Annotated in this window: 11 protein-coding genes; 8 read left to right on the top strand and 3 right to left on the bottom strand. The window is 34.5% G+C overall.

The features are described from left to right. Positions 1 to 23: 23 nt before the first annotated feature. The 7 genes from istA (at position 24) to PRVXT_RS10310 (ending at position 8299) form a co-directional block, all read left to right on the top strand. On the top strand, positions 24 to 1613 hold the full coding sequence (gene istA, locus PRVXT_RS10340) for an IS21 family transposase (protein ID WP_350342320.1): 1590 nt from the start codon (positions 24 to 26) through the stop codon (positions 1611 to 1613). Next, complete coding sequence (istB, locus tag PRVXT_RS10335) at positions 1579 to 2340, top strand: IS21-like element helper ATPase IstB (RefSeq protein ID WP_350342319.1); 762 nt, start codon at positions 1579 to 1581, stop codon at positions 2338 to 2340. Before istA ends, istB begins: the two co-directional genes overlap by 35 nt. Before the next feature lie 96 nt (positions 2341 to 2436). Beyond that, complete coding sequence (locus tag PRVXT_RS10330) at positions 2437 to 2796, top strand: ArsR/SmtB family transcription factor (RefSeq protein WP_350342794.1); 360 nt, start codon at positions 2437 to 2439, stop codon at positions 2794 to 2796. A gap of 11 nt (positions 2797 to 2807) precedes the next feature. Next, complete coding sequence (locus PRVXT_RS10325) at positions 2808 to 4883, top strand: heavy metal translocating P-type ATPase (RefSeq protein ID WP_350342793.1); 2076 nt, start codon at positions 2808 to 2810, stop codon at positions 4881 to 4883. Between the two features lie 128 nt (positions 4884 to 5011). Beyond that, a complete protein-coding gene (locus tag PRVXT_RS10320; RefSeq protein ID WP_350342792.1) occupies positions 5012 to 5806 on the top strand; it encodes a histidinol-phosphatase HisJ family protein in 795 nt (264 codons plus the stop codon). Between the two features lie 12 nt (positions 5807 to 5818). After that, positions 5819 to 6571, top strand: a complete 753-nt coding sequence (locus PRVXT_RS10315) for a DUF368 domain-containing protein (RefSeq protein ID WP_350342791.1) — start codon at positions 5819 to 5821, stop codon at positions 6569 to 6571. 915 nt (positions 6572 to 7486) lie between these two features. Then, positions 7487 to 8299 carry a hypothetical protein gene (locus PRVXT_RS10310; RefSeq protein WP_350342790.1) on the top strand — a complete coding sequence of 271 codons (813 nt, stop codon included), beginning with the start codon at positions 7487 to 7489 and terminating at the stop codon, positions 8297 to 8299. A 41-nt stretch (positions 8300 to 8340) separates the two neighbouring features. On the opposite strand, the gene PRVXT_RS10305 is transcribed toward PRVXT_RS10310, so the two are convergent. Then, on the bottom strand, positions 8341 to 8544 hold the full coding sequence (locus PRVXT_RS10305) for a hypothetical protein (RefSeq protein WP_350342789.1): 204 nt from the start codon (positions 8542 to 8544) through the stop codon (positions 8341 to 8343). Between the two features lie 144 nt (positions 8545 to 8688). Between PRVXT_RS10305 and PRVXT_RS10300 the strand changes: the two genes are divergently transcribed. Then, positions 8689 to 9825, top strand: coding sequence for a THUMP domain-containing class I SAM-dependent RNA methyltransferase (locus PRVXT_RS10300; protein ID WP_350345146.1), 1137 nt, complete (start codon positions 8689 to 8691; stop codon positions 9823 to 9825). A gap of 482 nt (positions 9826 to 10307) precedes the next feature. Here PRVXT_RS10300 and PRVXT_RS10295 read toward each other — a convergent pair whose 3' ends face one another. After that, the gene (locus tag PRVXT_RS10295) at positions 10308 to 11498 is read right to left on the bottom strand and encodes an IS481 family transposase (RefSeq protein WP_350342451.1); all 1191 of its coding nucleotides are present in this window, start codon (positions 11496 to 11498) and stop codon (positions 10308 to 10310) included. A 360-nt stretch (positions 11499 to 11858) separates the two neighbouring features. Further along, the gene (locus PRVXT_RS10290; protein WP_350342788.1) at positions 11859 to 12473 is read right to left on the bottom strand and encodes a spore coat protein; all 615 of its coding nucleotides are present in this window, start codon (positions 12471 to 12473) and stop codon (positions 11859 to 11861) included. Positions 12474 to 12542 lie beyond the last annotated feature (69 nt).

The raw sequence follows: 12542 nt of genomic DNA, 5'->3' as shown, positions 1-12542 counted from the left end.
ATTTATCAGAGGAGGTATGAGAATTGAAGAGGTGGGATATGTTTGCCAAAATTAAAGAAAATAGGTCTAGGGGATTAAATAAATCCCAAGTTGCAAGGCTACTAGAGATTGACTACAAGACCGTATCAAAGTACTGGGATATGGAGTTTGATGAGTTTTCAGAGCTCCATAATACAGCTCAATCACGGAGAAAGAAGGTGGATAAATACAAAAAGCAAATTTTAGAATGGATTAAAGAATACCGAGATATGTCAGCCGCTCAGATTTATGATTGGCTTTTAGAAAAACATGGTGAGCTAGATTTTAAGGAAAGAACTCTAAGGCTCTATGTAAACAAGCTTAGAAAAGAATATGACTTGCCCAAAGTGACATCAGTTAGGCAGTATGAAGAAATAGAAAATCTTCCTATGGGGTATCAAGCTCAAGTTGATCTAGGAGAGATATGGCTTAAGACACATGATAATAAAAGAGTAAAAGCATATTGTTTTGGAATGGTTTTATCCCATTCAAGATACAAGTTCGTATGGTGGTCGGACAAGCCATTTACAACATCAAGTTTCATCAAAGCCCACAACAAAGCTTTTGAGTACTTTGGCGGCAGACCCAAAGAGATAGTTTATGATCAAGATAAAGTACTAGTAGTTTCTGAAAACAATGGAGATATATTATATACCGAAGGATTTCAAAATTATCTTAACTCTCTTAAGTTTAAAGTGTACCTTTGCAGAAAGGCTGATCCTGAAAGCAAAGGCAAAGTAGAAGCTGTAGTAAAGTATGCCAAGAATAACTTCGCTAAACATAGAAAATTTGTAGATATTGAATCCTTTAATGATGATAATCTAAAATGGCTAGAAAGAACCGGCAATAAAAAAGTCCATGAAACAACAAAGAAGGTACCGGCAGAAGTGTTTGCTCTGGAAAAGGAACACTTAATGCCAATACCTACCCTCTTTGCTGAATCAACTGATACTAAAATTTTAACCTATCTAGTAAGAAAAAACAATACAGTATTTTACAAACAAAACAGATATCAAGTACCCATAGGGACTTATTCACCAGGTAAAGAAGTTAATTTATCAGTTAAAAAAGATTGTATCGAAATAATTGATAAAGATACTAATGAGTTGATTATCACACATAAAATTGCTAAAGGAAAAGGTCAGCTAGTAACAATAGACCACCCAGATAGGCAAAAATCAAGAAAGTACAGTTGCGACGAAATGCGTGAGAAAGTTTTAAAAAGTTTAGGAGAAACTGATAAGGCAATAACGTTTGTTGATATCATTAGGGCTGAAAAATCTAGATACTTTAAAGATCAATCTAACCTAATAATTAAAACAGTGACATCTGAAAACCCGTCACTTGTACAAAAAGCTATTGATTACTGCGTTGAAAGAAAACTCTACAGCGCTGGCATGCTTAAGGATACAATCCAATACTTTAAGGAGGAAGAAAAACGACAACTTAATAAAAAGTACTTTAAGGCAGACATTTCTACCCCTTCAAAGTATCAGGATTTAAAGCCTGAAATAAGAAGTATTGAAGAGTATACTAATTCTTTGAAAGGGGACAGTCACAGTGGAGAAATTGGAGCTAATCAAAGAAAATGCTAAAAAATTAAAGCTTGACTACTTAAATACAAACGCTTCTCAAGTCGTTCAAGATGCAGATGGAAAAAGCATTTCATATCAGCAATTTTTGTTAAACATACTTCAGGAAGAAATGAAACTAAAAGAAGAAAAAGCACAGGCAAGAAGGCTAAAAAACGCTGGTTTTCCTACACTTAAAATTATAGAAGATTTTGATTTAGATTTTCAAAAGTCCATAACTCAAAGACAAGTTAACAGTTTATCGGAATTGGAATGGATAGACCGTATGTATAATTTAATTTTTTTGGGCCCTCCTGGGGTCGGTAAAACTCACTTAGCAATAGCACTAGGCTACAGGGCTGTTGAGATGGGGTACAAGGTTAGCTTTGTTACTATGAACGACCTTATGCACTGTTTAAAAACCCAAGAGATATCAAGAAAAAGTAAAGGCAAAATAAATAAGGTTTTGTCCTCTAGCTTACTAATCATCGATGAACTAGGTTACTTGCCGATATCTAGGGAAGAGTCTAACCTGTTTTTCCAACTCATAACGGCACTTCATGAACAAGCATCACTTATTATTACCTCAAATAAAGGTCTAGAAGACTGGACTGAACTATTGGGTGACCCAGCTTTAACTACAGCTGTTTTAGATAGAATCACTCATAGATGTGAGTTATTTAATATGTCAGGTAAAAGTTATAGATTAGCACACAGAGAATCATTTTTTGAAGAAAATTCTAGGTTTTAACTGGAAAAAGGATAGGGAAAATTAATTGCCAAAATTTCTCCAATTCTACTTGCCAGTTACAATCTGCTCAGGTGTTCATATGAAAGGGGGATACTTGTGAAGGAAACTAAAATTGAAAAATGTATAAATAAGGTGATTCACCAAGAAGTTGTTGATAAAGTCAAAAATGAGTTGCCGATGGAGGAAGAAATCTTTGAGTTATCAGACCTATTTAAAGTTTTTGGGGATACAACGAGGATTAAAATTTTGTTTGCTTTGTGGCGGCAAGAGATGTGTGTATGTGATATTGCCGCTTTACTTGATATTAGTCAGTCAGCTACTTCTCATCAATTAAAAGTTCTAAAAAATTCAAAACTTGTTAAGTTTAGAAGGGCTGGTAAAGTTGTATATTATTCATTGTCTGATAACCATGTAGAGCAAATTTTTATGCAAGGTCTGGAACATGTAAGGGAGTAGGAGGGGAAATTATGGTGAAGATAAAGTATAATCTTAATGGTTTAGATTGTGCTAATTGTGCTAACAAAATTGAAGAGAGAGTTGATAAATTATCTAACATAGAAAAGGCTAATGTTAACTTTGTTAATAAAACATTAACTATTGAGGTTACAAAAGATATAAATCCATTTGATGATATAAACAGGATTGTAAAAGACTTAGAACCTCATATAAAGGTAACTCAATATAATTCAAGTAAAGGTAATGGTTTTTGGGATTGGGCAGAAAAGGGTAAATTTATTGAGTTAATTGTTGCCATTATAATGTTTGTATCTGCCGTTCTCATTAGTCAAGAAACTGTGAGAATTGTACTGTTTATTAGCAGCTACCTAGTGGTAGGACATGATGTGTTATTTAAGGCTGGTAATAATATAATAAAAGGAAGAATATTTGATGAAAATTTTTTAATGTCTATAGCTACCATAGGAGCAATACTCATTACTGAATATCCGGAAGCAGTTGCTGTTATGTTATTTTATAAAATTGGGATTCTTGTTCAAAACTTAGCGGTAAATCACTCTAAAAAATCAATAACAGCACTTATGAATATAAAGCCAGAATATGCTCATCTAAAGATAAATGGAAAAACCAAAAAAATTAAGCCAGAAGAAGTTAATATAGGAGACACCATTGTTGTTAGGCCGGGTGAGAAAGTTCCTTTGGATGGTATTGTATTAAAGGGAAACTCCATGTTAGATACATCGGCACTAACTGGTGAATCGGTACCAGTTAGTGTAAAAGCAGGAAGAGATGTTTTAAGTGGTAGTATAAATCAAAACGGTTTATTGGAAATAGAAGTAAAGAAAGAGTTTTCTCAATCTACTGTGCATAAGATATTGGAACTTGTGGAAAATGCAAGCTCCAAAAAAGCTAATACAGAAAACTTTATCACTAAATTTGCAAGGTATTATACTCCAGCAGTAGTTGGTGTAGCCGTTCTTCTTACTTTGATTCCAGTGATGTTTTTCTCACAAGATTTATCTATATGGGTTTATAGAAGTTTAGTATTTTTGGTAATATCATGTCCTTGTGCTCTAGTTGTATCAATACCCTTAGGCTTTTTTGGAGGGATTGGTGCTGCCTCAAAAAAAGGAGTACTTGTTAAAGGAAGCAATTATTTAGAAGGACTAAATACCATCGATACAGTTGTTTTTGATAAAACAGGTACAATAACTGAAGGAGTATTTAAAGTTAATAAAATTGTTAGTGAGGCTGGAAAGAAAAAAGATGTTCTTTACTATGCCGCACATGTAGAGTTTTATTCAAACCATCCCATTGCTAAATCAATCGTTAAAGAATACAATAAAGAAATTAATGAGGCTTTAGTATCGGAGCATAGAGAAATAGCAGGGAAGGGAGTAAAAGCTGATGTTGAAGGACACAAAGTTATTGTTGGAAAAAGAACTTTCCTGCAGGATGAGGGAATTGATGTTAAAGATTACCAAGATGTTGACGGTAAAGGAGTTGTCTATGTAGCTGTAGATGGAACTTTTGTAGGCGCCATATTGATTGGAGATAAGATTAAAGCAGACTCCTTTAAAACAATTGAAAAACTAAATAAAAAAAATATAAGCACAGTGATGCTAACTGGTGACAACAGCAATGTAGCAGAAAAAGTTGCAAGGGACTTGAAATTTAAACGTATTTTTTCTGAACTTCTTCCACACCAGAAAGTAGAGAAATTTGAGGATATATCCAATCAAGCGAAAGGTAATGTGGCTTTTGTAGGAGATGGGATAAATGATGCGCCAGTAATAGCAAGGAGTGATATAGGCTTTGCTATGGGGGGGCTAGGTTCCGATGCTGCTATTGAGGCAGCAGATGTGGTAGTTATGCAAGATAATCCTTATAAAGTAGTGGAAGCTATGGAGATAGCTAAAAAAACAAGAAGGATAGTATGGCAAAATATTGTTTTGGCTTTAGGAGTAAAAGGAGTAGTATTGATATTGGGAGCGCTTGGGTTAGCGTCTATGTGGGAAGCTGTATTTGCAGATGTAGGTGTTTCTTTACTAGCGGTACTAAACTCAATAAGAGTTTTAAAGGCTTAGACACAAAAACTAGCTAGAGGGATAAGCTCTGGCTAGTTTTTGTGATTTAGCCAGTAAATATGGATAAAGCTTGCTAAGTGGCTAGCTTTACCTTACAATATTAAAAGAATCTTTTAGGAGGTATAATAATGTTTGATTATCATGTTCACTCTTCTTTTTCGGAAGATTGTCAAGTTTGTATGGAAGATATCATAAAAAAAGGTATAGAGTTGGGTATAAAAGAAATATGTTTTACAGATCATGTAGATTATGATTTCTGTGTAGAAGGGAAAAGTTTCGAATTTGACTTAGATGAGTATATAAAAGCTATCGACTTTTACAAAAATAAATACAAAGGAAATATATCTCTTTTAAAGGGGGTTGAACTTGGAATTCAACCTCATATTCATGAGAAATGTAAAAATCTAACTGAAAAAGGAAACTTTGATTTTGTAATAGCTTCAGTACATTCCGCTCAACGTATGGATATACATACTAAAAAGTTTTTTGACAATAAAAGTGCTAGCGAAGCTAATGAGGTTTATTATCTAGAACTTTATGAAAGTATAAAAAAATTTGATACGTTTAACGTTATAGGTCATATAGATTTATTAAAACGATATAATGAAGATATAGCCACTGGAAAAATTCAAAACCATTTAGATATACTAGAAGAAATCTTTAAGCTATTAATATATAGTGGTAAAGGCATAGAAATAAACACTTCAGGATATAGATATAATCTTGGTGAACCATTACCATCTTTAAAACTTTTAAAAATGTATAAAGATATGGGTGGGGAAATAATAACACTAGGCTCTGATTCACATACTGCTGATACATTAGGGTATAACTTCCAAAAAATAAATTACTATCTTAAAGAAATCGGGATAAAATACATTACTAGATTTGATAAAATGGAACCATATTTTGTTAAGATTTAACGGGGGAGTTAGATGACAAAAATAAGGAAAATTTTAGCGGGAATTCCATTAGGTGTATCACTAGTGTTACCTGGGTTAAGTTTTGGAACTGTAGCGTTGATACTTAAGATTTATGACGAAATTTTAGCTGCAATCAAAGAATTTAATATAACTTTTTTATGGCCAATTGGAGTAGGAGTGACTGGAGGAATATTGATCTCTAGTCGTTTTATCGCCTTTATTTTAGCAAATTATCAAAACTTTACTTATGCTTTTTTGTTTGGGATGATTTTATTTTCTGTTAGAGTTACATTAAGAGAAGTTAAATGTTTTAAAGGTACTGACAGTTTACTTTTAATTGTAGGTTTTTTTATGGCCTATTTTTTTGGTAAGGAAGCTTTAGAGCACGGTGTAATGTCATTTTTGCCTATAACACTAGCTTTAGTATTTAGTGGAATGTTAAGCAGTAGTGCTATGATTTTACCAGGGATTAGTGGTGCGACTGTATTAGTGATGTTGGGACTTTACGATGAAGTGCTAGCAGCAGTAAATAGTTTTGATGTTAAAATGTTGTTATTTTTTGCAATTGGGGTAGTAATTGGGTTAGTACTTTTTAGCTGGATCCTTACATTTCTGCTTAATAATAATAGATCAAAGGTGATGTTATTTTTATCAGGATTAATAGTGGGTTCTGCAACCATGGTAATGCCAAAGTCGGTAGGAGTATATGAAATAATTTTCTTTGCTTTAGGAGGGACCTTGGCATATATTGGAACTAAAAGGTGACCCCATAGAGTAATATTATTGTAATGAAAAAGTTAACATCCTTTTTCTTACAAACTCCTTCTAAGAGGGGTGGAAACAAACAAAATGCAACAACAATGTAATAATTAAAAATTTATTAAAAAAATATTAATATTTTTGTCATAAAAAGAAGGAGTTTTACAATATAACTAGAATAAATATAGTATGAAAATGTTGAGATGATATGTTTTTAAATATGCCATAACTTTGGCTTGGTGCTAGGCCTTGCCAAATATGACTCCCTATAGTTTTTGCCCTCTTTGGGATTTCTGGCCCCAAGGAGGGCAAAAATAATTTCAGAGGGATTTAAAGCGCCCATCTTCTTCGTTACTAAACTAATTCCAACTCCTCATGTATCACAACATACACTGCGGGGTTGGAATTATTTTGTGCCTCGAATCTGGACACTTTAAACCCCTCTGAACCAGCTAGGGACAATAGGTAAGCGCCCATCTTCTTCGTTACTAAACTAATTCCAACTCCTCATGTATCACAACATACACTGCGGGGTTGGAATTTTTTTGCGTCTCGGATAAAAGGCGGTGAGATAGAGAAAATCTTAAAAAAGTCTGCAGATATAGTGATAGAAGCGATTGGCAATTGAAAGAAAATAACCTATTAACAAGGCCACATTGTTATCTAATAGTTTTTTCTTGAACTGCTCTTTTTAAGCCTTTACCTAGAAAGAGGTAAATAAAGGTCTACGGGTTAATGACATTTAAAGATAGTTGTTTTGTATAAAAACAAAGTAAATAAATTACAGTTAAACCAAAATTTTCAAAAAAAGTGGAAGGAATTATATTTTTAGATATAGAAAGTGGTAGTATCACTTATATATAACTATATCAAATGAACTGGTTTAAACCTCATCTTTAAGAGGCGAGAGGAGGAGATTACTTGAGAGAAATTATAATTTTGTTGAGCGTTATTTTAGTAGGAGCAGCAATTATAGGGGCATTAATATATTTTTATTTTTGGTTTTGTTTTAATGGTAAAGAAAGTAAATGGTTTTTGGTAAACGCTAAAGTGGTAGAAGGAAAACAATGGGACTATAGAAGGATACAGTTATTTGTAATATTTCTGTCTTTGTTACTTATAGTAGGGATAGGGGGATTAATACAGTTACAAGAATATCTATTCCTTCTGTTGAATAGCAGGTTTTTTTGGGTTTTATCTGGGGTATTAGCTGCTTTAATAAGTATTATTATTAAAATTGTTGCCTGGAAAAAAGAGGTGGTAGAGATTGACGAAAGCCATCAGAAAAAGCTGACTTATCTTGCTTTTTTTTATGTTATTTTATTGATTAGTTTAGTTTCCATAGGTGCTATTTATAATAGCTATAAGGTAACTACTTATGGAGAGGTTATTTCTGACCTTTTGGAAGAACATGATAAAGTAAGCAAAATAGAAATTAACAAAGTTTCTATGCCTATAGACCTCGATGCTGCTACTTACTACACTACTATAAAAGGCAGTGAGCTAGAAAATATCTTAAAAAAGCCTGCAGACATGAAACTTTTTAAAAGCGAATTTATTCCTTATAATGATGATAGCTATGAAATATTAGTGTATACTAAAGAAGATAACAATGTAGTTACTGCTGAATTAAGTAAAAAATGGATAATTATTGATGAGGAATACCAAATACTATCCGAAAATTTATTATATAAAATAGTAACAGAAAGTGATTGGCAATGGAAAAAAAAATAAACCTATAAGAAGGGGAGAATCCTTCTTATAGGTTTTACGCTTTATACCTTAGTTTTAGCTTTATCTAGTTCTTCCTGCTCTACAGGATATTGATCTGATAGCCAACCAATCATCTGTGAAACCTGCTCTTTGCCAGTTAGGTCAACAAACTCCGGATTGCTGTTGGCTAAAGTTTCAGCTGCCTCCTGCCATTCTCCTTTGTCCCAAAATAGGTATTTAGGGGATTTGAAAGTTCGTTTAGTCAAGATAATTCCTCCTTAGTAATTGAATAATCTATACTTATATTTAACATCCTTTGGAAAAAATATTTAATAAATCGTTGTTTTATTTGCCTTAAGGCTTAACAAAAGGTAAACTATCAATATAGCAATTATAAAAGTAGGAGTGAGATAATGAAAATTGAGCTAATAGCTACCTCTACCTTTGGATTGGAGTCTATAGTAGCTGATGAAGTTGAGGATTTAGGTTACAAAAAATTGAGTGTTGAAAATGGGAAAGTCACTTTTTTAGGTGATGAAAAAGCAATATGCCGTTCTAATTTATGGCTTAGAGTTGCAGATAGAGTAAAAATTAAGATGGGTGAATTTAAAGCGACTACTTTTGAAGAGCTTTTCGAGCAAACCAAAGCTCTACCTTGGGAGTGGTGGATAACCCAAGATGCTAAGTTCCCAGTAGAAGGAAAATCAATAAAATCTACGTTGTATAGCGTTTCTGACTGCCAAGCAATCGTAAAAAAAGCGGTTGTTGATAGGTTGAAAGATACATATGGAGATCAGTGGTTTTCTGAAGAAGGCCCCACTTATAAGATAGAAGTCTCAATATTAAAAGATACTGTGACGCTGAGCATCGATACAACAGGGCCAGGATTGCACAAAAGAGGTTATCGGACAGAGCAGGGTAAAGCTCCCGTAAAAGAGACATTAGCCGCTGCCATGCTAAAACTGGCTAAGTACAATTCTGAAAGAACTTTAATTGACCCTTTTTGTGGTAGCGGAACAATTTGTATAGAAGCAGCCATGATAGGTCAAAATATAGCACCAGGTATGAATCGAGAGTTTGTTTCTGAAAGTTGGGAAAACATATCTAAAAAGAGTTGGAAGAAAGCTAGAAAAGAGACCCATGACGTAGCAGAATACGACAAACAACTATCTATACAAGGTTATGATGTCAATGGAAGGATTACTAAAATCGCTCAACAGCATATAGGGGAAGCGATGTTAGACGATGTAATTCATATTCAAAAAAGAGATGTAAAAGACTTAAGCTCAAAAGATAAGTATGGAATGATTGTTACAAATCCACCTTATGGTGAAAGAATAGGGGAAAAAGAACAGGTGGAAGAGCTATATAGAACTATGGGAGATGTATTTTCAGAATTAGAAACATGGTCTTTTTATGTATTAACCTCAAATAGAGATTTTGAAGAACTGTTTGGCAAAGAAGCTACCAAAAGAAGAAAGTTATATAATGGGAGGATTGCTTGTCAATATTACCAATATTACGGTCCCAAACCATCAGGCCGCTAAAAAGTACTCATCTTCTTTGTTGCAAAAAAAATCCCAGACTCCTCACGTATTAAGGATACGCTGTGGGCCTGGGATTTTTTTGCGCCTCGAATCTAAGCACTTTTAAGCAGCCTGCCAATTAGAGCAGAAGTCAAAAGCATTTTACTAACCGCCAACTTCTCACGTCTTATTACTATTAGACCCACGTATTAAGGATACACTGTGAGCCTGGACTTATTTTACGCCTAGAACCTGGGCGCTTTTGAGCAGTCTTACGCCTGGGGTCGAAAAGCTAAAGTAACTTTACTAACCGCCAACTTCTCACTTCTTATTACTATTAGACCCACGTATTAAGGATACGCTGTGGGCCTGGGATTTTTTTGCGCCTCGAATCTAAGCACTTTTAAGCAGTCTGCCAATTAGTGCGGAAGTCAAAAGTGTTACCTATGTCCTGAACCGGTACAGGTTCAAGACATGATTAACACTTTTGGTTCAGGACATGGTTAACACTTCTTGTTATTTTCTTCATTTTGAATAGTGTAAAACTTATAGGTTTGCAAGTCAATTTCACCTAATAAAAATCTGTTAAACCAAACATTTAGTCTGTTATGTTCATCTTTTTGACTCAAGCCAACGTGATAGCCATATAACGCATAACTTAATGTTATTTCTATGGATTTGATTTTCACTGCACCGTTTGAATTTACCTTCCTTCGCTCAAAACTGACCGGATAAATAATCTCATCCACATTGCCATTATATTTAATTTCAGATGGCGTGTACCTATCACTTGGCGTTTGATAGTCTAGTGCCTCATGAGGCCTTACATGATTAAACTCTCTTCTCCATTCTTCAACTATCTTTTGGTTGTGGGAATAAGTACTGTTATTAATTTTTTGGACCTCAGCTTTTAGATCTCTGTGCATTCTTTCGTGACCGCCATTTTGCTGAGGCTTGGCAACTTCTGTCCTATCTGGAATAATTCCCAGTGACATCCACCAAGCTGATAACCTAGTTAGTCCTAATAAACTCCCTCTATGCGCAAAAGGTGTGCCGTTATCACTTCTAATGGTTTTTGGAAGGCCATACTTTTTAAATACCTCTTCAAACACTTCTTTTACAGGTTCTGTGGCTTGTCTTTGCAATAATCGTGTCGCAAGAAGGTATCTACTATCGTCGTCTCTGATAGTTAAGGGGTCACATTTTTTGTTATCAGTGGAGTACCACCAACCTTTAAAGTCGACCGACCAAACATCGTTAGGTTTTTCAGGCTGGATAAGCTGCCTAAGCGCATCTTGGTTAGTATCAGCTCTTTTAACTCTTCTTTTTTTAACTAACCCAGCTTTTTCAAAAATTCTTTTTATGCTACTTTCAGAAGGTACGCTTTCAAAAGGATAATTTTTTTCGAAAATCTTTTGTATCTTACGGGCTCCCCAGGAGGGGTGAGCATGTTTAATATTTAGTATTTTTATAATGCAGTCTTCTGATAACTTTTGGGGGCTCTCCTTGGGCCTTTTACTTAGGTCCCTTAATCCTTGAAGCCCATATTGTTCATACCTGTGTTTCCACTTGTAACCTGTATTTCTACTTATGCCATATTCAGCACATAGGTCTGTAAAAGATATTTTTTCGGTTAGTGCACGGTTAACAAACTCTTCTCTTTGATCCACTTTACTTTTCTCCTCCCATGGCATTAGGTGAAACCTCCTTATGAATTTTCACCTAACATTTTATATGATTTGTTAACCATGTGTTGGACCATTTTTGTTAACCATGTCCTGACCGAACAACCTGTACATTTTTCTAACCTCTGACATCTGATTACTAACTACTAATACTTAGTGGCCAAGGCTCTTTGCCTTCTATCTTTTGCTACCAGCCAACTGCCAAAAACAAAACTTTGATCTTACGATTTTTCTATCCAACAATCCAACCATCTTCTATCTAACTATACTAGCTATTTAATAAAAAAGGTTCCATCATCAAAAATCGATGATGGAACCTTTTTTATTTGCTTAGTTTTGTCCTAGCCTCAGCTACCCACTTCTCACAACTCAATTATAAAGCCCTTTTTCACTCATGTAATTATAAATTTCCTCTCCATGTTGCTGTTCTTCTTGCTGGATATGCTGGAGAACCTGTCTTACTTCGCTGTTGCTCATTTCAAATACTGCTGTATCATAGTAGCTTGATATATATTTTTCTGTCATTAGCATGTCTTCAAGTAAAGAAGAATCAGGGTTATTTTGTTGGTTTTGTGAGGGACTTTGATTGTCTTGCTTATGTTGTGACATGATGCTCCCTTGCTGTTGAGCACTTTGCATATTTTCTTGTTGGTTGTTTTGCATGCCCTGACTTTGCTGCTCATTTTGGCTCCCTTGCTCTTGACTTTGTTGATTTTGTTGGCCCTGTGATTGACTTTGCCCACTTTGTTGAGATTGATCCTGCTGTCCACCACCTTGTTGGGCTCCTTGGGGTATTTCTCCTTGTAATAGAGTGTCCACGCTGTCATAGTGCTGCTGTTCCTTCTGTGCTAAGTTTTGGAACAATTGGGTAAGCTGTGGATCTTGGGCCTTTAAAGCGTAGTTTGTGTACTTCTGAATGCATAATTCTTCATGTTGAAGCAGCTCATTAAGTAAGCTTTTTTCTTTCTGGCTCAAAGTAAACATACTAATAATAAACCTCCTTGTTTTTTATTAGTATTCTAGTATAAAGAAGTAATTATACAAACAAAAAAA

Source organism: Proteinivorax tanatarense, assembly GCF_040267685.1.
Taxonomy (GTDB): domain Bacteria; phylum Bacillota; class Proteinivoracia; order Proteinivoracales; family Proteinivoracaceae; genus Proteinivorax; species Proteinivorax tanatarense.
Note: the sequence above shows the minus strand (reverse complement) of the source record. Positions and strands in the feature narration are given on the sequence as shown.